The sequence below is a fragment of the Streptomyces sp. NPDC060366 genome, assembly GCF_042725135.1.
In the GTDB taxonomy this organism is placed as follows: domain Bacteria; phylum Actinomycetota; class Actinomycetes; order Streptomycetales; family Streptomycetaceae; genus Streptomyces.
This window is the reverse complement of the sequence record NZ_JBHXDC010000011.1, coordinates 57717-82142: the sequence shown is the minus strand read 5'-3', so window position 1 is coordinate 82142 and position 24426 is coordinate 57717. Positions and strand designations below refer to the sequence as shown.

The following is a 24426-nucleotide window of genomic DNA, read 5'->3' as shown; positions in this document are numbered from 1 at the left end:
ACGCGATCGCCGGTGAATTCATCGGTGGACCGTGGCGCGAGGAGAATTCAGGCGCGACAACAGGGGCAGGGCACGTAACGCGGGATCCGCTGCCGAATGGTCATGAATTGATTGTCCTGCGCACGTACGGGCCGGGTCAACAATGCAACTTCCTGAATTAACTCGAAGCGACTCGCCGGTCGGGACGGGACCGCTCACCGGTCAGGACACGTTCGTCAGCTCGGGCCAGGGCCCCAGTGGATCCGCGTACAGCGCGCCCAGCGCGACCGCCGCCCCCGCCGTGGACAGCACACCGCCCGTGAAACTGCTTGCCACGACGGCCTGTTCGGGGTCGTCGCAGACGAGGGAGCGTCTCGCGACCTCCGTCCGAAGATCGTCCAGGCAGTGCGGAAGCAGACCGGTGCCCGGCTCGACCACCACCACTACCTCGGGGTCGAACATGTCCAGCAGCAGTGCCACGGCCCGGCCCACGAGCCGGGCCCTGCGGCGGAACAACTCCAGCGCGCGGGCCTCCCCCGCCACCGCCCGCTCCAGCAGGGCGGGGAACGACGGTACGGGGACGCCCTGTTCGGCCGCGAGGCGCACCATCGCCTGCTCGGAGACCTCCGATTCGAGGCTGCCGTCGCCGCCGACAGGCAGATGCGCGATGCTTCCCGCGCCGTGCCGGGGCCCGAGGTGCACCTCTCCGGCGGTGGCGAACGCGGCGTCCACCACCGCGCCGACGAACAGCAGGACGGCGCTCCCGCGCGTCGACGCCTCGCCGACCAGTTGCTCGGCGCGCGCCAACGCCCTTGCGTGGCTGTCCACATGGACCGGCAGCCCGGTCGCGTCGGCGAGGTGGTCCCGTACGGCCACGTTCCGCCAGCCCAGTTGGGGATGGCGGACGATCACCCCGGCGCCGGGGTCCACCCGGTGGCCGGTCGCCACGCCGAGGGCCAGCACCGAACGGCCGCCCGCGTGCGCGGACACCAGCCGGGGCAGCCGCTCGGCGAGGGAGTCCAGCACCGCGCCCGGCCGCGGACGGATGTCCTCGTGCGGCCGCCGGTCCTCGGCGACGATCCGGCCGCGCAGATCCATCAGGGACAGGGTCGAGTTGGTGACGGCGATGTGCGCGCCCGCGACCAGATGGCGGCCGGTGTCGATGTCCACGGGGACGTGCGGACGGCCGAGGCCGCGCGGCCCGGTGGTCTCCGGGCTCTCCCGGATCAGCCCCCGGGCCAGCAGGTGCGCGCTGTGCCCGGTGACGGACGCCGGGGACAGTCCGGTGAGGCGTGCGACGGTGCTGCGGGCGACCGGGCCGTGGTCGAGGACGGCGTTCAGCACGGTCTTCGTGCCGGGCGCGCGGCGTGGCGGTGCGGTGGCCGGCGGGATGTCCGCGCGGCGCAGCGGGGTGGGTCGGCGGGGGACGGGCACCGGCGGCTTCTTCACGGGTGTCTTCCAGATCCTGGATGGCAGCGGCGGCGACCTCGGGGACATGTCCCGTCGAGGGTCGGCCGGACCGCGTGGGCGTGGTGACGTCAGCCCTGGCGACACGCCGCGGAGCACACACGCTTGAGATCGATGTGACCTCTCGTCGTCAGGTGCGCGGATCGCTGCATGCCGGGCAACGTAACCGCGCCGGCCGAACCCGGTCAATCACCGGCCGCATCCTGGACGGGCGCGGGTGTGCCCGAGCGGGGCGTGTCCGCCCCGCTCGGGCGTACCGCTCACTTCAGATACGGACCGGCGGTCCCGATCCTGCCCGGGGCCGCGTTCGCGCCGCCGAGGTCGAGGACGTACACGCGCAGATTGCCCTTGCCGGGCGCCGGGACGTCGAGCGTGCCGCCCGTCACCGTGCGGGTGTCGCCCGTGACGGCGTCCCGGTAGGTGCCGTTCGGGATTCCGGTGTACTTCGCCGCGCCGGTGACCGTGACGAGGGCGAAGCTGTCCGTCCCCGAGGCGGCGTCGGTGTAGCGGCGCTTGAAGGCCATCTGGCCGGTGATGCCGTCGGTCGAGTACTGGCCCATCTGGAGGGCCGGCACGCTCCGCCGGATGTCGCCCAGCCGCTGGAGGTGTCTGACGAGCGGCTTGGCCAGGGTCGTGGCGACCTCTCCGGTGGCGGAGTCGGCCTTGCCGAATTCGGACGCCTTGACGTCACCGGCCAGATGGCCGCCGTAGTAGGCGCGGCCGGTGGTCGCCAGCGGGCAGGAGGGCCCGCAGTCGATCCTCTTGCCCTTCTGGAACTCGATCTCCGATCCGTAGTAGAGGGTGGGGATGCCGCGGAAGGTCCACATCAGGGACATGTTCTCGGCCCACGCGTCCGTGCCGCCGGTGTAGCGTTCGGCGCTCTTGTTGGGTCCGTAGTCGTGGCTGTCCACGTAGACGACGTTGTAGGTGGCGTCGTTGGTGGAGTCGTCGGAGTCCTTGCCGTTGTGGAAGGCGTTGCCGGCGTCACCGAAGTTCATGTGCATCCGCATGTCGATGATGTTCATGCCGGAGAACCGGCTGCGGTCGGGGGTGTGGTAGGCGTTGCCGTCGAGGAACGCGTTGGTGGAGGTGGGCTGTGCGGCCACGCCCGCCTGGTTCTCGTACTCGTACATCTCCAGTGCGGCCTTCGCGTCGTCCGCGGCGTACTCCTTGCGCTCCTTCCAGGTGAAGAACTGCGCGGAGTGGTTGACCGAGCCGCGGTTCCACTTGTCGTTGACGAACGCGCCGACCTCGCCGAAGACGAAGAAGTTCTTGGCGGCCTCGGCGCCGTGCTTCCGCGTGACGCGCTCCTGGATGGCGGGCAGGAAGCGGCGGTTGAAGGTGGTGCGCGGGATGTGTACGGCGGTGTCGACGCGGAAGCCGTCCACGCCCATGTCGATGTACTTGTCGTACGCGCCGATCAGATAGTTCTGGACGGGCGCGGACTCGGTGTTGAGGTCGGCGAGGTCGTCGTGCAGCCAGCAGGAGCGGGAGTCCTCGCCCTCCCAGTTCCCGAGCCAGCAGTTGTGGTAGTACGCCTTCGGGAACATGCCCGAAGTGGGGCTGGGCCACTGGCAGTTGTAGATGCGGTAGCCCTCGGGCGAGGTGTGCTGGGTGGGTTTGCCCCAGTCGACGCAGGTGTTGCCGGACGGTTCGGCCGTCGACCACAGGTCGCCGTTGTAGTAGGACTTCCCGGATTTGGGCTCGACGGTCAGGCCGTCGTACTCGAACCCGTCGCTCTTCTCGTCGTAGTACCAGGACCAGTCCTGGTCCCGGACGCCGTACACGGTCGGGGTGTACAGGCCCTTCGCGCCCCAGCGCGAGGAGTGGTTGTAGACGACGTCCTGGTAGATCTTCATGCCCTTGGCGTGGGCCGCGTTGATGAGGTCCTGGTAGGAGGCGCCGGCGGACTCCAGTCGCGGGTCGACCTTGTAGAAGTCGTAGCCGTGATAGCCGTGGTAGTCGTAGTCGGACCGGTTGAGGACGACGGGGGTGATCCAGATCGCCGACATGCCGAGGGCCTTGATGTAGTCGAGCTTGTCGACGAGCCCTCTGAAGTCCCCCCGGAACATGGGGTCGTTGTTCGCGGCGTTGCCGGACTTCACGTGCTGGTTGCCGCCGCGGTTGTTGCTCGCGTCGCCGTCGTTGAAGCGGGCGGTGAGGACGAAGTAGATGGGGTCCTTGCGCGGGTCGGTGCCCAGTGGCTTTCCCGGATCGGCGGCGGGTGGCCGGTCGCCGGTGGTGGCCTCGGCCGCCGTGGACGCAGCGGAGATGTTGCCCGCCGCGTCGGCCGCCCTGACCGTGTAGCGGTAGGTGGTCCGCTCCTCCAGGTTCGCGTCGGAGAGCACCGTGGAGCCGACGTCGGTGACGACCGTGCCCTTCGTGCCGCCGGTGCGGGTGACCTGATACTTCGTCACTCCCCGGTCGTCCTCGGACGGTTCCCAGGTGAGGACGACGGCGACGCCGTCCGCCTTCGCGGTCACCTTCGCCGGTACGGTCGGGGCCCGGGTGTCCGGCGGCTCGGCCGCGCAGGGGTCGTCGGCGTCCTTGGTGACGGTGCCGTTCCTGACGGTGCTCAGTCCGGCCGGGACGGTGTAGTCCTTGCCGTTGTTGTTGTCCCACACGCCGTTGCCGTTGTTGAACGTGGCCCGCATCCCGGTGGCGGCGCCGAGGTCCACGGTCCTGCGCACCCAGCCGGTGCAGGCGGGCTCCATGCCGACGCCCGGGACCGGGGTCCAGGCGCCGCCGTCGGGCTGATAGTGCAGGTTGGTGGTGGTCCAGCCGACGTTCGCCGTCGCGTAGTAGACGTCGGCCGTGTTGCCCTCGCCGGGGTCCGGGTCCGGTCCGGTGTCGGCGCACGGGTCGCTGTGGGCCACGACGCCGTCCTTGACGGTGATGTTCCCGCTGCCCAGGTCGTAGTTCTTCCCGGCGTTGTTGTCCCAGACCCCGGCTCCGTCGTTGAAGGTGGCCTTGAGTCCGGGCGCGGCGCCGAGGGTGACCGTCTTCTTCACCCAGTCCGTGCAGGCGGCCTCCATCCGGACTCCGGGCACGACGGTCCAGTCGCCGCCGTCCGGGGCGTAATGGAGGTTGTACGCCGACCAGTTCTTGGTCTTCGTGTAGTAGAAGACCGTCGCCGTGGTCTCGGCGGCGGCGACGGGCATCGATGCCGTGTTCGCGGTGTCGGGTACGGCGCTGAGGAGCCCCAGCAGACCGACGGCGGCGGTCGCCGCGGCCAAGGGGCGTCTGAGCCGGTGAGGTTGAGGGTGGAGCGGGTGCGAGTCGCGCGTCATCCAGGACTCCTGCGGAGAGGTGCCACGGTCACGACCGCGGCGGCCGGGACCCTGACGCGCCTCAGGGGTCGGCTGAACAGCACGGTCCGGCATGGAAGTTGTGCCGGAATGTTGCTGCAAGCTCTTGCAGAAAGGAAGTTACCGCCGCGCGACGGACCCGTAAAGCCCTTGCGCGCGGGGGAGTTGGGGCCGTCTACCCGGCCCGCCCCGCCGCCGGTTCGTCCTCGGTCTCCGGACGGTCCGCACCCGCGGCCTGCGCGATATTGCGCGCCATACCGCCGAACACGACGGCGTGGAACGGAGCGACGCTCCACCAGTACGCGTGTCCCAGCAGCCCGCGCGGATGGAACACGGCGCGCTGCCGGTAGCGGGTACGGCCGCGCTCGCCCTGCTCGACGCGCATCTCCAGCCAGGCGAGTCCGGGCAGCCGCATCTCCGCGCGCAGCCGCAGCAGCCGGCCCGGTTCGATCTCCTCGACGCGCCAGAAGTCCAGCGAGTCACCGACCCGCAGCCGTGCGGCGTCACGGCGCCCCCGGCGCAGCCCGACGCCGCCGACGAGGCGGTCAAGCCAGCCCCGTACGGCCCAGGCCGGCGGGAAGGAGTACCAGCCGTTTTCGCCGCCGATGCCTTCGATGACCCGCCACAGCGCCTCGGGGCCCGCGTCGACGGTCAGTTCGCGATTGTCGGTGTAGAGGCTGCCGCCCGCCCAGTCGGGGTCGGTCGGCAGCGGGTCGCTCGGCGCCCCGGGGACGGCGGCGGAGGACCAGCGGGTGGTCACCTGGGCGTCCTGGATCCGTTTGAGGGCCAGGCGCAGTGCCTCCTCGAAGCCGATGGGCCTGCCGGGTCCGTCGGGCAGGTAACCCGCGATGTCGTGCTCGTGGCAGACCACTTCGTGACGCAGGGACTCCGCGAGCGGCCGGGCGATCGAGCGGGGTACGGGCGTGACCAGGCCAATCCAGTGGCTGGAGAGGGTCGGCGTGAGGACGGGCACGGGTGCGATCAGCCGGCGCCGGAGCCCGGCGACGGCGGCGTACGTGTGCATCATGTCGAGGTAGGTGAGGACGTCGGGGCCGCCGATGTCGAAGGAGCGGTTCACGTCGGCGGGCATCCGCGCGCCGCCGACGAGGTAGCGCAGTACGTCCCGGACGGCGATCGGCTGGATACGGCTGCGCACCCAGCTCGGTGTGACCATCACCGGGAGGCGTTCGGTGAGGTAGCGCAGCATCTCGAAGGACGCCGAGCCGGACCCGATGATGACGGCGGCGCGCAGCACGGTGGTGGGGACCCGCGAGTCGAGCAGGATGTGTCCGACCTCGGCGCGGGAGCGCAGATGTGGTGAGAGGTCCCGCTCCGGTACGCCGGCCGGGGTGAGGCCGCCGAGATAGACGATGCGCCGGACGCCCGCGGCGTGGGCCTGTTCGGCGAAGATCCGAGCGGCCTCGCGGTCGGTCCGCTCGAAGCCGGATCCGGTGCCGAGCGCGTGGACGAGGTAGTAGGCGACGTCGATGCCCCGCATCGCGTCGCGTACGGACTCGGCGTCGGTGACGTCGCCGCGTACGGCCTCGGCGCGGTCCGCCCAGGTGTGGTCGCGCAGTTTCCCGGGCGTACGGGCGAGGCAGCGCACCCGGTGTCCGGCGTCCAGGAGTTCCGGCACGAGCCGGCCGCCGATGTAGCCGGTGGCGCCGGTGACCAGACAGTGGAGCGCGGGTGCCGCGTCCCTACCGTTCGCCGCGTCGCCGTTCGTCATGGAAATCCTCCGTCGGCCGTGTGCGTCGCGTCCACCTTGCCCCGGTACAGGCGCTTCCGCCCGTTCGGTGACCGGGACAGCCACTACAAGGGCAGGAACGCGGCCGCCGTGGCCGCGCCGAGCGAGGCGCCCGCCGCCGTCTGGGCGACGGAGTGGTAGCCGAGCCGCACCCGCGACCAGCACACGGCGGCCACGAGGCCGTACGCCGCGAGCCACCACGGATCGTGGACGGCGGCGAGCATCGCGGTGACCGCGGACGCCACCGCGGAGTCGACGCTGATCTTCCATACGGTGTTCACCGCCAGCAGGACGACCGTCATCACCCACAGCGCGGTCATCGCGATCAGGATGCCGTCGGGTGCCCGTCCGGCGATCATCGCCAGCGCACCGGTACCGATCGAGCCGAGGATCACCAGGAAGATCGGTGCCCGCTGGGTCCGGTCCACGACATGCCGGTCGCCCCATCTGCCGCGCCCGCGCTCCCACTCGATGTACGCGGCCGGCACCAGCCCGGCGCACACCGCGCCGAGCAGCCCCCAGGGGACGCCTGTCCAGTCACCCGCCGCCGCGGCGCCTATGCCGACCATTCCGGCGAGCAGGGTGTTGCGGGGCTGGAGCACGTCGGTCGTCCGGCGGGCCGCCTCCGTGGTCACGTTCGGCTCCTGCGACGTACGGCTCACGCGGCGTCCGACGCGCGCGCCTCGCCCGCCGCGATCCGCCGGTTGCGCCGGACCGACGACCAGAAGGACCAGCCGATCAGGACGACCCCGACGAGGCCGGTGATGATCTCGCTGATCTGGTACTGGATGGTGATGAGCAGGATCACGGCGAGCGCGCCGATCGCGTAGTGCGCGCCGTGCTCCAGATAGACGTAGTCGTCGAGGGTGCCCTGGCGGACGAGATAGACGGTCAGCGACCTGACGTACAGCGCGCCGATACCGAGGCCGAGTGCCATCAGCACGATGTCGTTGGTGATGGCGAACGCGCCGATCACCCCGTCGAAGGAGAAGGACGCGTCGATGACTTCGAGGTAGAGGAACATGAAGAACGCGGCCTTGCCGGTGACGGCGACGAGCGAGGGGCCGCCCTTGCCACCGCGCCCGGCCGCCGTCCGCGCCTCGGCCTCCTTCTCGGCCTGCGCGTCCTCCTCGTCGGCGAGCCGGTTCTCGAAGTAGCTGGAGAGCCCGCCGACGATCAGATAGGTGACGAGGCCGGCGAGTCCGGAGGTGAGCACGGTCTGGGCCTTGTCCGCGTGTTCGCCGCCGTGCTGGTGGGCGTGGGTCGCCACCGTCATGGAGGCGACGAGCAGCACGATCAACGCGAGGCAGACGGCCAGCATGTCGACCTGTCCGAGCCTGGCCAGCGGGCGCTCGATCCAGCCCAGCCACTTGATCTCGCGGTCCTCGAAGATGAAGTTGAGGAAGATCATCAGCAGGAACATGCCGCCGAAGGCGGCGATCGACGGGTGGGCGTCGGTGACCAGTTGCTGATAGCGGTCCTTGTCGTTGACGGCCAACTCCACCGCCTTGACGGGGCTGAGCTTGGCGGTGACCGCGACGATGACGACGGGAAAGGCGAGTCTCATGCCGAACACGGCGATGAGGACACCGATCGTGAGGAAGATCTTCTGCCAGAAGGCGCTCATCTTCTTCAGAATTCCGGCGTTGATCACCGCGTTGTCGAAGGACAGCGAGACCTCGAGCACGGTCAGGATCGCGACGACCCCGAGTGCGGCCCAGCCGTCGTAGAACACCGCCGCCGCCAGACCGAGCGCGGTGAATCCGAATGCCCAGCCGAAAGTTTTCAGTACCACGACTCACCATGCCTTCCGCCGACATGCTAAGCGATCTTCACTCACGCATCCCGTTAGAAGACCGGATTCCGGGCAACACTTGCCAGGCGGCAACTATTAGGCCACGGTGGGACCGGACGGGTCCTCAGGCAGTGGCAACGCGGCAGAGCGCCCACACCAGCGAAGGCGATGACGTGACGATGAGTACGCACTCCCCCGCCGCTCCGGCCCCTATGGGCTCCGGAGCGGTCATCACCCGAACGGACACAGACACACTGTCAGACGAGCTTCCGTGGATCGAGGACACGGGGAAGGTCTCCCCCAAGGACGCGCGGGCGCTGTCCAAGCTCTTCTTCGACCGGCTCCAGGTCCTCGAAGAAGGCACGCCTGAGCACCAGTACGCCCGCAACACACTGATCGAGATGAACCAGTCCCTGGTCAGATACGCGGCGCGGCGCTTCCGCAATCTGGGCAGCGGCGACATGGAGGACGTCCTCCAGGTCGGCACGATCGGTCTGATCAAGGCCATCGACCGGTTCGACCTCTCCCGCGAGGTGGAGTTCAGCTCCTTCGCGGTGCCCTACATCCACGGCGAGATCAAGCGGTTCTTCCGGGACACCACATGGGCCGTCCATGTGCCGCGCAGGCTCCAGGAGTTGCGTACGGACCTGGCCAGGGCCCAGGACGAGCTGAGCGACAAGCTGAACCGCGGGCCCACCGTGGCCGAGCTGGCGGAGCATCTCGGGCTGACCGAGGCGGAGGTCAACGACGGGCGGGTCGCCGCCAACGGCTACACCGCCGGTTCGCTCGATCTGCCGACCGACAGCGGGGACGAAGCACCGGCCGTCGTCGGTGGGCGCGTCTTCGCCGACACGCTCGGCGCGTGCGATCCGGCCATGCAGCTCGTCGAGGACTTCCACGCGCTGGCACCGCTGCTGGGGCGGCTCGACGAACGCGACCGCGGGATCGTCGAGATGCGTTTCGGGCGCGAGATGACACAGTCGGAGATCGGCGCCGAGCTGGGTGTGTCGCAGATGCATGTGTCCCGGCTGCTCTCGCGCATCCTGACCAACTTGCGCACGGGCATGCTCTCCGAGGAGTGAGGGACGGCAGTTCCTGATCAGCGGGGGTGCGGGCGCCGGAACGGGCGTCCGCACCCCCCGTTCAGCTCTGCGGGGGCGACGTCGGAGCGGCGTCCGACGGGAGGAGCGGCGGAGCCGTGGGCGACTCGCCGTCCGGTCTGCCGAACCAGTCGAGGCAGACCGCGAGCGCGTCGTCCGTCGTATCCGCCTTGCGGAACTCGGCGAGCGCGCGCAGCACGGCGCGCGGCACCGTCGCCGCGGGCAGCAGACCCGTCGAGTTGATCGCGCGGGCCAGCGCCCGTTCGCCGTACGCCTCACCCTCCGGCGAGACCGCTTCGTACACGCCGTCGCTCACCATGAACAGCCGGTCGCCCGGCAGTACGTGGAATTCCTGGGCCTCGTAGTGGGACTCCTCGAACATGCCGAGCGGAAGCTGCGCTTCGAGGGGGACGCGCTCGACGGTCCGGCCGCGGCGGCGCCACAGCTGCGGCGATCCCGCGTCCACGACCTCCACGCGGCCCGTCGCCAGTTCGAAACGCATCAGCAGCGTCGACACGTGCGACGCGCCCCGGTGCTGCTCGTAGATCGCCTGGTCGGCGAGGGCGGCCTGACCGGCGATGTCGAGGCCCGATCGGCGGGCGTTGCGCAGGGCGTTTACGGCGAGATTGCTGAGCAGGGACGCCTGGATGCCTTCGCCCATGCCGTTGGTGACGGCGAGGGTCAGCTGATCCGCGTCGGTCGCCCAGTCGAAGTTGTCCCCGTGGATCGCGTAGGCCGGCTCCAGCTGGGCGCCGATGGCGAACTCCTCGGCGCCGCAGGCGCGCCCGGGGAGCAACTGCCACTGCATCTCGGCCGCGAGCGTGAGCCTGCTGATCCGCCGGGCCCGCTGGTAGGCGTCGGTGTCCCGCTCGGCGACCAGGATCTCGTGCCCGAGCAGATCGGCGACGTGCGTCAGCTCGTCGACGGCCTCGGGGGTGGACCGGTCACCGGGCAGCCGGACCGAGAGGATGCCGATCCGCTCACCACGGACGGTCACCGGCAGATGGTGGTCCACGGCGTCGCCGTGCCGCACCTGCTGCTCGCGCGGTTCCTGGCTGCCGAAGGCCCGCCCCTCGGGACTGTTGTAGAGGGAGAGCGGCTGTTCCTTGCCCGGCAGCGGGTCGTACGGGGTGAGGACAGTGAACCCGTAGTCGGCGAGGAACAGCTGTACGCGCCTGGCACCGTGCGAGGCGGCGAGCGCGTCGCGGACCCTGTCCACGAGCGCGTACGGCGCGGCTGAGCGCACCGATTTTCCGAGTACATCGTCGCGTTGTGTCACGGTCTCTCAGACATTCCTGGTAGGGGCGGGGGTGGCCGCACGGGCGCAGTCGTCCGTGGGGCAGAGCTGACAGGGGCGGCCGTCGGGTGACACAGTGGAGGGATGTCCCCCCTCACCGGTCAGCCGCGTCCGCGCGAGAAGATGGCCGAGGCAGCTCGTACCGCCTCGGAGCTTCTTGAGGTGCTGTGGGGACGCGGGCAGGAGGCCGCGCCGTCGGGAACGGTGTCGCCCTCGCAGCTCAGGGCCCTTCTCGTGCTGGAGAAGTACGACGGGACGAACCTGCGCTCGCTCGGCAAGGCACTCGGCTCCCGTCCCCCGTCGGTCAGCCGGCTGTGCGACCGGATGGAGGCCCTGGGCCTGGTGGAGCGGCGCACCAGCGCGACCAGCCGCCGCGAGGTGGAGCTGCGGCTGAGCCCGCGCGGCCGCAAGGTACTGGACGAGCACCGGGCCATCCGCGCCCTTGAGGTCAGCGCCGTGCTGGACGGTATGAGCCCCGCGGCCGTGGCCGCGCTCACGGAGGGGCTGACCGCGTTCCACGAGGCGGCGTCCGCCCGGCTCGACGCGGCGGCGGAGACGCGTTCCGCGGACGACCGGGGCACCGCGGCGGACAGCGCCTGACGTCATCGCGCTCCATTTCCGCGTGTGCCGCGTGCGACCAAGAATGTTGTCATAGGGAAACATTCGTTTACGTGGTGAACCCTACCGCGCGACGGGCCGGTCTCAGAACGCGCGCGGCAGCTTGACCACGGTCACGAAGAAATCGTCGATGTCCCGGATCGCCTTGATGAACTGGTCGAGATCGACGGGCTTGGTCACATACGCGTTGGCGTGCAGCTTGTAGCTGCGCAGGATGTCCTCCTCGGCCGCCGACGTGGTGAGGACGACCACCGGGATATGGCTGAGGTCGGGGTCGGACTTGATCTTCTCCAGCACCTGCCGGCCGTCGTACTTGGGCAGATTCAGATCCAGCAGGATGAGATCGGGGCGCGGCGCCTCGGCGTGCTCCTCGCGCTGGTAGAGGAAGTCCAGGGCCTCCAGTCCGTCCCGTACGACATGCAGGGTGTTGCCGATCCTGTTGTCCTCGAACGCCTCACGCGTCATGAGCTCGTCACCCGCGTCGTCCTCGACCAGCAGTACTTCGACGGGGTGCGGCTGGGGAGAGGTGCTCATGCGGTGCTTCCTTCGGTGGTGGCGGTGGCCGGCGAGGGCGGCTCGACGGCGGGCGGCGGCGGTTGGGCGGGGAGGGTGAAGGCGATACGGGCGCCGCCCGTGTGGGCCGTGTCGATCCAGATGTGGCCGCCGCTGTGCTCGACGACCTTCTTGCAGAGTGACAGACCGATGCCGGTACCCGCGTACGCGTCCCTGGCGTGCAGTCGCTGGAAGATGATGAAGACCTTCTCGGCGAACTCCTCGGGGATACCGATGCCGTTGTCGGTGACGCTGAACGTCCAGGAGTCGGCCCCCTCCTCACGGTCGACGGCGACCGTGATGTGCGGAGCCCGGTCGGGGTGGCGGAACTTGACCGCGTTCCCGACGAGGTTCTGCCAGAGCATCGTCAGCAGCGTCGGATCGCCCATGACCTCCGGCAGCTCCGCCGGGCGCTCGACGACGGCGCCGGTCTCCTCGATGCTCACCGAGACGTTGCGCAGGGCGCGGTCCAGGGCCGCGTCGAGGGCGACTTCCTCCTGCGCGTCCTGGACCCGGCCGACGCGGGAGAAGGTGAGCAGGTCGTTGATGAGGACCTGCATGCGCTTGGCGCCGTCGACGGCGAAGCCGATGTACTGCGTGGCGCGGTCGTCGAGCTGGTCCCCGTAGCGCTTCTCCAGCAGCTGGCAGAAGGAGGCGACCTTGCGCAGCGGCTCCTGGAGGTCGTGCGAGGCGACGTACGCGAACTGCTCCAGCTCCGCGTTGGAACGCCGCAGTTCCACCGCGGCGGCGTCCAGGTCGGCGGCCTGACGGGCGAGTTCGGCCTGGTCGCTCCGGGAGGTGGCGAGCTCACTGACCACCCGCAGCCGCATGCCCTCCACGGCGTCCGCGAGCGTCCGCAGATCGGCGGGCCCGTGCGCGGGGATCGCGTGGTCGAAGTCCCCGCCCGCGACGCGGCGGGAGGCGGCACGCACGGTGTCCAGCGGCCGTACCACCGTGAAGTGCACGAGGACGGTGATCGCCACTCCGGTGAGCAGGAACGCCACCAGGGCGGCGACCAGCGCCCGGTCGCGGTCCGAACGCGCCTCGGCGAACGCGGCCCGTGCCTTGCGCTGTTCGTCCCCGAGATGCGCCTGCTGGGCGTCGAGCGCCGCGCGGACCCGGTCGAACGCCTGCTTCGCCTCGGTCACCGAGGCGACCTCGTCGCTCCCCCCGTCGCTTCCTCGGCCCGCCAGCGCCGGGTCGGCGAACTCGGCACGCCACTCGCGCGCGGCCCGGTCGACCGCCCGCAGGTCGGCGACCGGCCGGTCGAGCCCGTCGACGAGGTCGCGCAGGCGTTCGCGCGCCACGGCCTCGTCGGCGAGACCGCGCCGGTAGGGCTCCAGCACGTCCTCGTCCTTCGTGAGGAGGTAGCCGCGTACGCCCGTCTCCTGGTCGAGGAGGGCGGCCTGGAGCCGGAACGCCTGGGTACGGGCCGGGGACACCTCGTCGATCAGATGGTCTCCGGTGTCGGTGGCGCGCGCGAGCATGGCCGCCGCCGCTCCGCCGGCGACCAGCGTCATGACGCAGAGGGCGGCGACGGCCAGCAGGAACCAGCCCTGGACGGTCAGCCGCCGGAGTATCCGTACCCGGTGGCCGAGCGGTGGCCGTGGGGCCGGGGGCGGCGGCGTGGACGGCGGGGTTACGTCGCCCGGGGGCGGCGCCTCGTCCGCGGAGGGGGGTGGCGTCCCGGCGGGAAGCCGCGTGGACTGGGACATCAGGTGGCACCGTTCCATTCGAGGTGAAGCACGGCCACGTCGTCGGCCAGGCCGCCGCCGCTCGCGGCGAGGGTCTGCGCGGAGTGGATCAGCGTGTCGACGAACGCGTCGGCCGCCTCGTGTGCGTGGCGCCGGGCGAGTTCCAGCAGTCCCTGCTCGCCCAGCCGTTCGTGGCCCGTTCCGATACGGCCCTCGATGAGCCCGTCGGTGAACATCATCACCGCACCGTGCCGGTGAATGGGGACGGCGGTCACCGGCCAGGACGCCCGGCCGGGGAGCAGACCGAGCACCGGACCGCCCGTCACCTCCTCCAGACTCACGCCGGTCTCGGGCGAGCGGATCAGCACTCCGGGGTGGCCGGCGCGCTGGAGGTTCATGTGGTCGTCGGCCGGCGACCGGGTCAGACAGGTGAGGGTCGCGAAGATCTCCGGGCCGGACCGCTCGGCGACCAGTATCTGTTCGAGCAGGGTGAGCAACTGCTGGCCACGTGCACCCGCCAGGACGAAGGAACGCCACGCCACGCGCAGGCACACCCCGAGCGCTGCCTCGTCGGGCCCGTGCCCGGACACGTCGCCCACGACCGCGTGAGTCATGCCGTCGGGCGTCTGGACGACGTCGTAGAAGTCGCCGCCGAGCAGGGCCTGGGAGCGGCCCGGCTGGTAGCGGGCGCATATGGCGACCGTCGAGTCGAGGAGCAGCGGGGTGGGCAGCAGCCCGCGCTCCAGGCGGGCGTTCTCCTGGGCGCGCAGGCGGCTCGTCTGGAGCGCGGACGCCGCCTGTTCGGTCTGCTTGCGCTGCATCGCGTAACGGATCGCGCGGACGAACAGATCGGGCTCCACCCGGCCCTTGATCAGATAGTCCTGGGCTCCGGCGGCGACGGCCGCGAGACCGGACCGCTCCTCGGCGAGCCCGGTCAGCACGACCACGGCGGAGCCGCCGGAGTGGACGAGGACGCGTTCCAGGGCCTCCAGGCCCTGGGCGTCCGGCAGATGGAGGTCGAGCAGGATGCACTGGGGCACCTCCGCCTCCAGCGCGGTGATCGCCTCCGCGAGCGTCCTGGCCAGACTCAGCCGCAGCGGGACCTCGCTGTCGGCCACGAGTTCCTCGACGAGGAGCGCGTCGCCGGGGTCGTCCTCGATCAGCAGCACCGTGGGCGTGCGGCCGTTCCACGGGGCCTCCGCCGGGTCGTCCCCCCGCGTCGTGTCACGGCTCGCGGGGACGTGGTCCCGGGCGCCGGGCGACGGGGAGGTGCCGGGTCTGCCTGAGGTGGATCTGACCGCTGTGTTCGGGCCGGTGCCCATGGCAGTTGTTCTCCTCTCGCCACAGGCGCCGCGCCCGTGGGACCTACGGGTGCGTCCGCGTTGAGACTAAAGCGATCAGTTACCCCATGACAACATTTTCCGGAATCACCCTCGGCCGGCCTCGAACGATCAGGCGCGCGTACGGGCCGACGCCATGGTCGTCCTGGTGGCCGATGGTCCCGTTAGACGCCCGGGGACATCGGGTACCTGTGCGCGGGCCCGGTCGGCGCGCGGCCTTCGGAGTACCCGGAAGAGATCCTGACAGAGACAAGGACCACATATGCGGATCGGTTACAAACTGGCCTCAGAGGCGTTCGGTCCGGCGGAGCTGGTACGGCAGGCGGTCCTGGCCGAGCGCGCGGGTTTCGACTTCGTCGAGATCAGCGACCACTTCCACCCATGGCTCGACAACCAGGGACATTCGCCCTTCACGTGGACCGTGCTGGGTTCGATCGCGGCGAAGACCGAACGCATCGGGCTGGCGACGGGCGTGACCTGTCCGACCGTGCGCTACCACCCGGCGGTCATCGCCCAGGCGGCGGCGACGCTCGCGCTGCTCTCCGACGGCCGCTTCGTCCTCGGCGTCGGTTCCGGCGAACGCCTCAACGAGCACGTCGTGGGCCCCGGATTCCCCGCGGACGTCCGCACCCGCCACGAACTGCTGCGGGAGGCCCTGGACATCATCCGGCTGCTGTGGAGCGGCGGCTACCGCAGCTACGAGGGCAGGCATCTGCGCGTCGAGGACGCGCGGATCTTCGACCTGCCCGCCGAACTGCCGCTGATCGCGGTGGCCGCGAGCGGACCGCTGTCCGCGCGGATCGCCGCGGAGCTGGGTGACGGTCTGTTCGCCACCGAGGCGAAGCCGGAGATCGTCCGGCACTACCGCGAAGCGGGCGGCGCCGGGCCGCGTTACGCGGAGGTGTCCGTCGCTTGGGCGGCGGACGAGCGCACGGCGGCCCGTGCCGCGCTGGACACCACGCGCTGGGCGGTGACCGGCTGGAAGGTGATGAGCGAACTACCCAATCCGGTGAACTTCGAAGCGGCCACCACCACCGTCCGGGAGGAGGACATCCTGGAGAAGTTCGCGTGCGGGCCCGACCCCGCGCGGTTCGTGGAAGCCGTCCAGCACTACGTCGACGCGGGCTTCGACCAGCTCGTCCTGATGAACGCGGGGCCGGACCCGGACGGCTTCTTCGACTTCTACACGAGCGAGCTCGACGCTCCGGTACGGCGGCTCACGTCGAGGGGTTCATCGGCCCGATCCGACTGAAAGGGTTCAGCAAGGCCGCCCAAATCTCCTGCCCGGCGCAGCAATTTGAGCGCGACACCTTGACGGGCCAAGGGGGCACCCCTACTTTCACGCAGTGAATCGATTCACTGTCGAATTGTTCTGGGGTTGACGTGATCAGTAGACGCCGCATGCTCACCACCACCACCGCAGCCGCACTGGGCACCACCCTCGCGGCGGCCAACACCCCGTCCGCGCAGGCCGCCGGGCAGACCTCGGCCGGCGCCGCCGCCGGCTCGGGCCGGGCCGGCGCGCTGCGTGTCAGCTCGCCCACCGTCGAGTACGTACGCAATCCGCTCGGCCTCGACACCGCGAAGCCCCGGCTGAGCTGGCCCCTGCTGTCCGACACGCCGGACCAGGCGCAGAGCGCGTACCAGGTCCGGGTCGCCTCCGGTCCCGACAAGCTGGCCGAGCCCGACGTGTGGGACAGCGGCAAGGTCGTGTCGGACCGGTCGGTGCTCGTGCCGTACGCGGGGCCCGCGCTCAAGCCTCTGACGCGCTATCACTGGTCGGTGCGGGTCTGGAACGCCGCCGGCGAGGTCTCGGGCTGGAGCGAGAGCGCCTCGTGGGAGACGGGGCTGATGAGCACGGCGGCCTGGTCCGCGAAGTGGATCGCGGCGCCGGCGGCGCTGAGCGGCGCCCCGAGCCTGCGGGGCGCGTCCTGGATCTGGTTCCCCGAGGGGGAGCCGACCGGCAACCTGCCCGCCGGGACGCGTTGGTTCCGCCGCACCGTCGACGTCCCGGCGGGTGTCACCGGCGCCCGGCTCGTCATCAGCGCCGACGACGCGTACACCGTGTACGTGAACGGCACCGAGGTGGCACGCACCGAGCCCGACGGGCCCGCCGAGAACTGGCGTCGTCCGGCCGTCGTGGATGTCACGGCCCAACTGCGCGCGGGCGCGGGTGTGCTGGCGGCGACCGCGGTCAACGCCACCGAGAGCCCGGCCGGTCTCATCGCCGTACTGGAACTGACCGCGGCGGACGGCACCGCCACCACGGTCCCCACCGACGACGCCTGGAGGACGACGAACGCGGAGCCGTCCGGCGCCGACGGCGCGTGGCGGCAGGCCGGTTACGACGACAGCGCCTGGCCCGCCGCGAAGAAGGGCCCGGCGTGGGGCTCGGGGCCGTGGGGCGCGGTGGCGCCCGCGTTCTTCCCCGCCACCCAGTTGCGCCACGGCTTCCGTCTGGCCGACAAGCCAGTGGCGCGCGCCAGGCTGTACACGACGGCGCTCGGCCACTACGAGGCGCACATCAACGGACAGCGGGTCGGCAAGGACCACTTCGCGCCCGGCTGGACCGACTACCGCAAGCGGGTGCAGTACCAAACGTACGACGTCACCGGGCTGGTGCGGCGCGGCGCCAACGCGCTGGGCGCGCATCTCGCGCTCGGCTGGTACGGCGGCAACCTCGGCATGTTCGGACCTCACCACTACGGTGACCGGCCCGCGCTGCTGGCCCAGTTGGAGGTCACGTACAAGGACGGGACGAGAGAGCGGGTCGTGTCGGGGGACGGCTGGCGGGCCGCCGCCGGGCCCATCGTGTCGACCGACATGCAGGCGGGCGAGGAGTACGACGCCCGGCTGGAGACGAAGGGCTGGACGTCACCGGGGTTCGACGACAAGGACTGGCTCGCGGCCGAGCCGGTCGAGGGCGTGGACACGGAGATCGTCGCGGAACTGGACGGCCCGGTGCGGGTGGCGAAGGAGCTGCCCGCCAAGAAGGTCACGCGCGTGGCTCCCGGGGTCTTCGTCTTCGACCTCGGCCAGAACATGGTCGGTTCGGTACGGCTCCGCGTGTCGGGCAAGGCGGGCACCACCGTGCGGCTGCGGCACGCCGAGGTGCTGAACCCGGACGGTTCGCTCTACACCACCAACCTCCGTACGGCACGGGCCACCGACACCTACACCCTCAAGGGCGGGGGTGAGGAGACGTTCGAACCGCGCTTCACCTTCCACGGCTTCCGCTACGTCGAGGTCACCGGCTTCCCGGGCACGCCGCGAGCGAGCGCGGTCACCGGTCGGGTGATGCACACGTCGGCGCCGTTCACCTTCGAGTTCGAGTCCGACGTCCCCATGCTCAACCAGCTGCACAGCAACATCAGTTGGGGCCAGCGCGGCAACTTCCTTTCCATACCGACCGATACGCCCGCCCGCGACGAACGGCTCGGCTGGACCGGTGACATCAACGTCTTCGCGCCCACCGCCTCGTATGTCATGGAGTCGGCGCGCTTCCTCACCAAGTGGCTCCAGGACCTGCGGGACGCGCAGACCGGTGGCGGCTCGTTCACACACGTCGCTCCGGACATCGCGAACGTCGGTGACGGCTCGGCCGGTTGGGGAGACGCCGGCGTCACCGTGCCGTGGGCGCTGTACCAGGCCTACGGCGACGAGCGGATACTCGACACGTCGTGGGACTCGATGGTCAAGTGGCTGGACTACCTGCGCGCGCACAGCGATGAACTGCTGCGCCCGGCGGACGGTTTCGGTGACTGGCTCAACATCGAGGACGAGACGCCGAAGGACGTCATCGCGACCGCCTACTTCGCGCACAGCGCCGATCTCACGGCGCGGACGGCGCGGGTGCTGGGCAAGGATCCCGCCCCGTACGACACGCTGTTCGGCCAGATCCGCGACGCCTTCCGGGCGGCGTACGTGAGCGCCGACGGCCGGGTGAAGGGCGATACGCAGACGGCGTACGTGCTCGCCCTGTCCATGGATCTGCTGCCCGAGGCGGCCCGCAAGCCCGCCGCCGACCGGCTGGTGGCGCTGATCGAGGCGAAGGACTGGCATCTGTCGACCGGCTTCCTCGGCACTCCCCGGCTGCTGCCGGTGCTCACCGCCACCGGCCACAACGATGTCGCCTACCGCCTGCTGCACCGGCGCACGTTCCCCGGCTGGGGCTACCAGATCGAGAACGGCGCGACCACGATGTGGGAGCGCTGGGACTCGATCAGGCCGGACGGCAGTTTCCAGGACGCCGGGATGAACTCCTTCAACCACTACGCCTACGGGTCGGTCGGCGAGTGGATGTACGCGAACATCTCCGGCATCGCGCCCGGCCGGGCCGGGTTCAAGGAGATCGTCGTCCGGCCGCGGCCCGGCGGTGAGGTCAGGCGGGCGGGCGGCCGGTACGTCTCGGTCTACGGGCCGATCACCACCCGCTGGGAGACGACGGGACGCGGCGGCTTCGAGCTGGAGTGCTCCGTACCGCCCAACACCACCGCCGAGGTGTGGGTACCGGCCGCGAAGGAGCGCGACGTCAGGCATACGCGGGCGAAGTTCCTGCGGATGGACGACGGTTGCGCGGTGTACGTGGTGGGGTCGGGACGGCACCGGTTCACCACCTGATCGCGGGACCGGTCGCGGGACTGATCGCGGGACCGGTCGCGACAGGCTCCACCGGGTACGGGTGCTGCCCGTACCCGGTGGAGCGGGTCAGCCGCCGAGCAGCGGCGGCAGTCCGAGCAGACCGCCGAGGAGGCCGTCGACCGGATTGCCGTTGCCCGCCGGCTCTTCGGCAGGCGGGTCGGCCTCGTCCTCGGTCCCGGTCTCGTTCTGGGGGTCCGCCGGGGGCGTCCCGGCGCTGCCTCCGGCCGGCGGCGTCGTGCCGGGAGCGGGCTGTGCCGGAGCGGGCTGTGCCGGAGCGGTGTCCGCGACCGTGCCGCCCTCCTCGTCGCGCTCGTCCGATACGCCGCCCTCAGCGACCGGGGCGACCCGGCCCACCGGTTCGTCGGGATCCGCCGTGGCCGAGGGAGGTACGACGCCCGCCAACCGGCCCCGGTCGGAGGGCGGCGTCCCGTTCGGGATGGTCGGCTCCCGGGTGGGCCGCTCCGCCTCGGCCACCGCCTCGGCCTCTGCCCCCTCGGCCTCGACGGCTTCCGCCATTCCCTCCGTCACCCCGGGTATCCGCAGGAACGGTGCGCCGGAATCGCCCCCTACCAGCGAGGCGGCCACGGTCGTCGCGTAACACGCGCAGACGATGGTCACCGCCCAGCCGAACCGGCGCAGTGTCCGGCCCCGACGACCGCTGGCGTCGACGAACACCGACCGGCTCTCCGCCCGGCCAACCGTGTGTGAGTCGTCGTTGTGTGCGCTGTCCCTGTGTGAACTGTCCTTGTGTCCGGTCACCGCGCTCGACACGCCCCCTGGTCTCCGCTCCTGGTCCGCGCGTTGTCGATCCACGCGCACAGACATCAGTTCGGAGCCGGCAGCGATGCGGATTGGTCGGATTGCCGAAGGGCCGAAACGCGCCGGTCGGACGTCTCGCCCAGCCGCTTCGGTCAACCGCGTACGGTCAGCGCCGCCGTGTGTTCGCGCACCTGCTCCGGCGTCAGATAGACGTTGGTGTACTCGAAGTCGTGCAGCGAGGCCGGCTTCTGCGCCTGGAAACCCGTCCGTACGAAATCGTCCCCGGCGACGGCGTTGAGCACCCAGTTGGTGAGCACCCGCGCCTTGGCGACATTCGTCCGCAGCGCCGACCAGTGGTAGCCGCGGGCCACGGCCTGCGCCGGGAGCCCGCGCAGTTCGACACCCATCGGCTTGGAGACGGCGTCCCTGCCGCCGAGATCGACGACGAGGCCGAGGTCCTTGTGTTCGTACCGCCGCAGGGGCTGGTTGCGTACCGTCGCGATGACGTTGTCGGCCGCCGTGCGGCCCTGCCGCTGGGCGTGCTGAGCGGTCGGCGGGCAGATCGCGTCGCCGCCCTTCGCCAGGTCCGGCACCGCCCCGGCGTCGCCGAGGGCGAAGACACCGTCGAGCCCGGACACCCGCAGCTCGGGCGAGACCATGAGCCTGCCGTGCACCGTCTCGGCGCCGAGGGTGCCGATCAGCGGGCTCGCGACGACGCCGGCCGTCCAGATCAGCGTGCGGCAGGGCAGCACCCGGCCGTCGGTGAAGGTCACCTCGTCGGGGCCGGCCTTGGCGATCGACACCCCGAGCGAGACCTCGATGCCGCGCTTGCGGAGGATGCCCAGGGCGGTGGCGCCGAGCTTGTCGCCGAGTTCCGGCATGAGCTTGGGGGCGATGTCGATGAGGTGCCATTTGATCTGCTTCGGGTCCAGCCTCGGATAGCGCCGTACCGCGTGGCTGGTGACGCGTTGCAGACAGGCGGCCGTCTCCGTGCCCGCGTATCCCCCGCCGACCACCACGAACTGGAGGCGTGCCTCACGCTCCTTCTCGTCCGTGCTCGCGTCCGCGAGGTCGAGCTGCGCGATGACGTGGTCGCGTACGTAGGCGGCCTCGGCGAGCGTCTTCATCCCGCGTGCGTTGTCGACGAGTCCGGGGATGTCGAAGGTGCGGGTGATGCTGCCGGGGGACAGCACGATGAGGTCGTACGGCTGATAGGTGATCTCGCCGGTGATCTTGCGGATGACACAGATCTTGGCCTTCGGATCCACTCCGATGGCCCCGCCGGGGATGATCCGCGTGCGGTGCTTCCTGCTGCGGCGCAGTGAGACCGCGACCGACTGCGGGGTGAGCACGCCCGCGGCCACCTGCGGCAGCAACGGCAGGTAGAGCTGGTAGGAGACGGGCGTGACCAGCGAGATCTCCGCCTCTTCCGGCCCGAGCTTCCGCTCCAGGCGCTGTACACACTCCACGCCGCCGAAGCCTGCGCCCACTACGAGAATCCTCGATCGTGCCACGGTGTCCGTCCCTTCCGGTCCTGCTGGGTCGCCCTTCACCTTCCCCGGGACCGGTCTCTCTCACGGAATGATTCACTCCGTCGGGGATTTCACCACCGCGGTGCTGTTCCTGACGACCAGCCGGGTGCCGAACTCGATGCGGGTGTCGGCCTGGTCGGGCCGGGCCTCCGGGCGGGTCTCGGGACGTCCGTCGGACCGGTCGGTCCGGGGGCCGCCGCTCTGGTGCCCGCGCCGCAGCCGCAGCAGCATCCGGGCGGCCTCCTCGGCCATCTCCACCAGCGGCTGGTGGACGGTGGTCAGCGCGGGGCTGGACCACTGGGCCAGCGGGATGTCGTCGTACCCGACCACGGAGAGGTCCTCCGGGACCTGGACCCCCAGCACGCGCGCGGCCTCCAGGACGCCGAGCGCCTGGAGGTCGCTCCCGGCGAAGATCGCGGTCGGCCGCTCGGGGAGCCGGAGCAGTTCCATCGCGTGGTCGTAACCGGCCTGGACATGGAAGTCGCCGAATCTCACGAGGCGGGGATCGACCTCCGCGCCGGCCATCGCCATGGCCGAGCGGAATCCGTCGAGGCGCGCCAGGGAGCAGAGCATGTCCTCGGGGCCGGTGACGACCGCGATGGCGCGGTGGCCGAGGTCGAGCAGATGGCGGGTGGCGGCCAGTCCGCCTGCCCAGTTGGCCGATCCGACGGAGGGTACGTCGGGTTCCGGGTCGCCGGCCGGGTCGATGATCACGAACGGGATGGCCCGTGACCAGAGCTTCTGCTTGAGCTCGTCGGGGAGGGTGGAGAAGACCAGCACCACGCCGAGCGGGCGGCGGCGCAGGACCCCTTCCACCCACTCGGCTCCCGGTGAGTGCCGGGTGCCGGTCTCGGTGAGTACGACGCTCACACCGGCGCTCTTGGCGACGTTCTGCATGCCCCGGATGAGCTCCATCGACCAGGCGCTGTCCAGTTCGTGGAAGACGATCTCGATGAGGGGCGCCTCGGGGACGGACGGCGCGGACCGCCGGTAGCCGTGTGCCTCCAGCAGCTCCTCGACCTTGACGCGCGTCGGGGCGGAGACATCGGGGCGCCCGTTGAGCACCTTCGAAACTGTCGAAAGGGAAACGCCCGCCTGGGAAGCCACCTGAGCGAGGGTGACTCGCCCCGTACTCCTGTCATCTCGCATGGGCTGAAGGATAAAGCACGGCCTTGTGTAACGGTTTCGCCGAGTGATGACAGCGATGTTGACCGGCACCTTAGAGAACCTTACGGTCGCTCCCCACAGAGACTTTCGGGCAGATTCCCGATACTTTCGAGAGGTCGACCGATGAAGACACGCGCACGGTTCCATCGGGCCGTCGCAGGCGGCGCGGCGCTGGTTCTGAGTCTGGGCCTGGCGGCCTGTGGCGGTGGCGGCTCCTCCTCCGGCGACTCGGACGAGTTCCACGTACTCGTCTACGGCGACGCCGCGAACCGGGTGGAGAAGCAGATCGTGGCGACGTTCAACAAGACTTCCGAGGTCAAGGCGGTCCTGGACACCGTCCCCGGCGCCGACTACCAGCAGAAGCTCCAGACGGTCATCAACACCCCGCAGGCGCCCGACGTGTTCTTCAACTGGGGCGGCGGCAGCATCCAGCCCTTCGTCGAGGCGGATCTGCTGCTGCCGCTGGACGACATGATGAAGAAGGAACCGGGGCTGAAGTCGAACTTCCTGCCGTCGGTCTTCGAGACCGCGCAGGTCGACGGGAAGTCGTACGGGATACCCATGCGCGGCACCCAGCCGGTGCTGCTGTTCAACAACAAGAAGGTGCTCGCGGACGCCGGCGTCGATGCGCCGCGCACCTGGGACGAACTGCTGGCCGCGGTGAAGACGCTGAAGGGGAAGAGCGTCACGCCCATCGCTCTCGGCGGCGGCGACAAGTGGACCACGATGATGTGGTTCGAGTACCTGTACGACCGCGTGGCGGGCCCCGAGCTGTTCAAGAAGGCCCTGGCCGGCGAGAAGGACGTGTGGGACAGCGCCGACAGCCGCAAGGCGCTGGACATGCTGAAGGAACTGATCGACGCGGGAGCCTTCGGCAGCAACTACGACTCCGTCAAGTTCACCGACGGCAGCTCCCCCGCCCTGCTGGCGAGCGGCAGGGCGGGCTTCGAACTGATGGGCTCCTGGGCGTACTCCACCCAGCAGGAGGCGGACCCCGACTTCGCCAAGAACGATCTCGGATACAGCGGCTTCCCGGCCGTCGAGGGCGGCAAGGGCGACGCGGCCAACCTCGTCGGCAACACCAACAACTTCTACTCGGTCCGCAAGTCGACCGAGCACGCCGACGCGATCGCCGAGTTCCTGAAGCTCATGTACTCGGACGGGTTCGTGGAGGAGCAGCTCGCCATCGGCAATCTCCCGACCACCACGAACACGGGCAAGTTCCTGGACGCCGCCGACAACCCGGAGTACCTGAAGTACCAGTACGACCTGGTGGACAAGGCGCCCGCGTTCCAGCTGTCGTGGGACCAGGCGTATCCGCCGAAGAACATGACGCCCATCTATGTGGCGGTCCAGCAGTTCTTCAACGGACAGCTCGACTCGGACGGCTTCATCAAGGCCATGCAAGCCCTCACCACCGTCTGAGAGTG

17 protein-coding genes are annotated in these 24426 nt (G+C 70.3%); 5 read left to right on the top strand and 12 right to left on the bottom strand.

The genetic code is table 11. From position 1 onward, the window contains the following. Window positions 1–201 precede the first annotated feature (201 nt). From ACFWHU_RS25235 to ACFWHU_RS25215, 5 genes are all read right to left on the bottom strand, one after another. Complete coding sequence (locus tag ACFWHU_RS25235; protein WP_387227367.1) at window positions 202–1428, bottom strand: ROK family protein; 1227 nt, start codon at window positions 1426–1428, stop codon at window positions 202–204. A gap of 278 nt (window positions 1429–1706) precedes the next feature. Next, window positions 1707–4736 (bottom strand): carbohydrate binding domain-containing protein, encoded by a 3030-nt coding sequence (locus ACFWHU_RS25230; RefSeq protein WP_387227365.1) that lies wholly within the window; start codon window positions 4734–4736, stop codon window positions 1707–1709. Between the two features lie 193 nt (window positions 4737–4929). Next, complete coding sequence (locus ACFWHU_RS25225) at window positions 4930–6483, bottom strand: SDR family oxidoreductase (protein ID WP_387227363.1); 1554 nt, start codon at window positions 6481–6483, stop codon at window positions 4930–4932. A gap of 83 nt (window positions 6484–6566) precedes the next feature. Further along, window positions 6567–7136, bottom strand: a complete 570-nt coding sequence (locus ACFWHU_RS25220) for a hypothetical protein (protein ID WP_387227361.1) — start codon at window positions 7134–7136, stop codon at window positions 6567–6569. A gap of 23 nt (window positions 7137–7159) precedes the next feature. Further along, entirely contained in the window at window positions 7160–8296 is a 1137-nt protein-coding gene (locus ACFWHU_RS25215; protein WP_385800280.1) for a DUF475 domain-containing protein, read from the bottom strand. Window positions 8297–8508: 212 nt separating this feature from the next. Between ACFWHU_RS25215 and ACFWHU_RS25210 the strand changes: the two genes are divergently transcribed. Then, entirely contained in the window at window positions 8509–9378 is an 870-nt protein-coding gene (locus ACFWHU_RS25210) for a SigB/SigF/SigG family RNA polymerase sigma factor (protein ID WP_387227615.1), read from the top strand. A gap of 61 nt (window positions 9379–9439) precedes the next feature. On the opposite strand, the gene ACFWHU_RS25205 is transcribed toward ACFWHU_RS25210, so the two are convergent. Next, window positions 9440–10675 carry a PP2C family protein-serine/threonine phosphatase gene (locus tag ACFWHU_RS25205; RefSeq protein WP_385800282.1) on the bottom strand — a complete coding sequence of 412 codons (1236 nt, stop codon included), beginning with the start codon at window positions 10673–10675 and terminating at the stop codon, window positions 9440–9442. A gap of 102 nt (window positions 10676–10777) precedes the next feature. On the opposite strand from ACFWHU_RS25205, the gene ACFWHU_RS25200 reads away from it, so the two are divergent. After that, the gene (locus ACFWHU_RS25200; RefSeq protein WP_385800284.1) at window positions 10778–11293 is read left to right on the top strand and encodes a MarR family winged helix-turn-helix transcriptional regulator; all 516 of its coding nucleotides are present in this window, start codon (window positions 10778–10780) and stop codon (window positions 11291–11293) included. A 102-nt stretch (window positions 11294–11395) separates the two neighbouring features. On the opposite strand, the gene ACFWHU_RS25195 is transcribed toward ACFWHU_RS25200, so the two are convergent. Genes ACFWHU_RS25195 through ACFWHU_RS25185 form a run of 3 tightly spaced genes read right to left on the bottom strand, consistent with a single transcriptional unit; the run spans window position 11396 to window position 14879 of the window. After that, window positions 11396–11845: a response regulator gene (locus ACFWHU_RS25195; RefSeq protein WP_381789855.1), complete on the bottom strand. Its 450-nt coding sequence runs from the start codon at window positions 11843–11845 to the stop codon at window positions 11396–11398. Continuing rightward, the gene (locus tag ACFWHU_RS25190) at window positions 11842–13578 is read right to left on the bottom strand and encodes an ATP-binding protein (RefSeq protein ID WP_387227358.1); all 1737 of its coding nucleotides are present in this window, start codon (window positions 13576–13578) and stop codon (window positions 11842–11844) included. The genes ACFWHU_RS25195 and ACFWHU_RS25190 overlap by 4 nt, the downstream gene beginning before the upstream one ends. Further along, on the bottom strand, window positions 13578–14879 hold the full coding sequence (locus tag ACFWHU_RS25185) for a PP2C family protein-serine/threonine phosphatase (RefSeq protein ID WP_387227356.1): 1302 nt from the start codon (window positions 14877–14879) through the stop codon (window positions 13578–13580). Before ACFWHU_RS25185 ends, ACFWHU_RS25190 begins: the two co-directional genes overlap by 1 nt. 280 nt (window positions 14880–15159) lie before the next feature. On the opposite strand from ACFWHU_RS25185, the gene ACFWHU_RS25180 reads away from it, so the two are divergent. Together ACFWHU_RS25180 and ACFWHU_RS25175 are read left to right on the top strand one after the other, a co-directional pair. Continuing rightward, window positions 15160–16149 (top strand): TIGR03557 family F420-dependent LLM class oxidoreductase, encoded by a 990-nt coding sequence (locus ACFWHU_RS25180; protein WP_387227354.1) that lies wholly within the window; start codon window positions 15160–15162, stop codon window positions 16147–16149. A 131-nt stretch (window positions 16150–16280) separates the two neighbouring features. Beyond that, window positions 16281–19517: an alpha-L-rhamnosidase gene (locus ACFWHU_RS25175; RefSeq protein ID WP_387227352.1), complete on the top strand. Its 3237-nt coding sequence runs from the start codon at window positions 16281–16283 to the stop codon at window positions 19515–19517. Between the two features lie 87 nt (window positions 19518–19604). On the opposite strand, the gene ACFWHU_RS25170 is transcribed toward ACFWHU_RS25175, so the two are convergent. The 3 genes from ACFWHU_RS25170 to ACFWHU_RS25160 all read right to left on the bottom strand — a co-directional run bounded on the left by ACFWHU_RS25170 (window position 19605) and on the right by ACFWHU_RS25160 (window position 22978). Beyond that, entirely contained in the window at window positions 19605–20213 is a 609-nt protein-coding gene (locus ACFWHU_RS25170) for a hypothetical protein (RefSeq protein WP_387227350.1), read from the bottom strand. A 236-nt stretch (window positions 20214–20449) separates the two neighbouring features. Beyond that, window positions 20450–21811 carry an NAD(P)/FAD-dependent oxidoreductase gene (locus ACFWHU_RS25165; RefSeq protein ID WP_385800296.1) on the bottom strand — a complete coding sequence of 454 codons (1362 nt, stop codon included), beginning with the start codon at window positions 21809–21811 and terminating at the stop codon, window positions 20450–20452. Between the two features lie 72 nt (window positions 21812–21883). After that, a complete protein-coding gene (locus tag ACFWHU_RS25160; protein WP_387227348.1) occupies window positions 21884–22978 on the bottom strand; it encodes a LacI family DNA-binding transcriptional regulator in 1095 nt (364 codons plus the stop codon). A gap of 141 nt (window positions 22979–23119) precedes the next feature. On the opposite strand from ACFWHU_RS25160, the gene ACFWHU_RS25155 reads away from it, so the two are divergent. After that, on the top strand, window positions 23120–24421 hold the full coding sequence (locus ACFWHU_RS25155; protein ID WP_385800300.1) for an ABC transporter substrate-binding protein: 1302 nt from the start codon (window positions 23120–23122) through the stop codon (window positions 24419–24421). The last annotated feature ends 5 nt before the right edge of the window (window positions 24422–24426 follow it).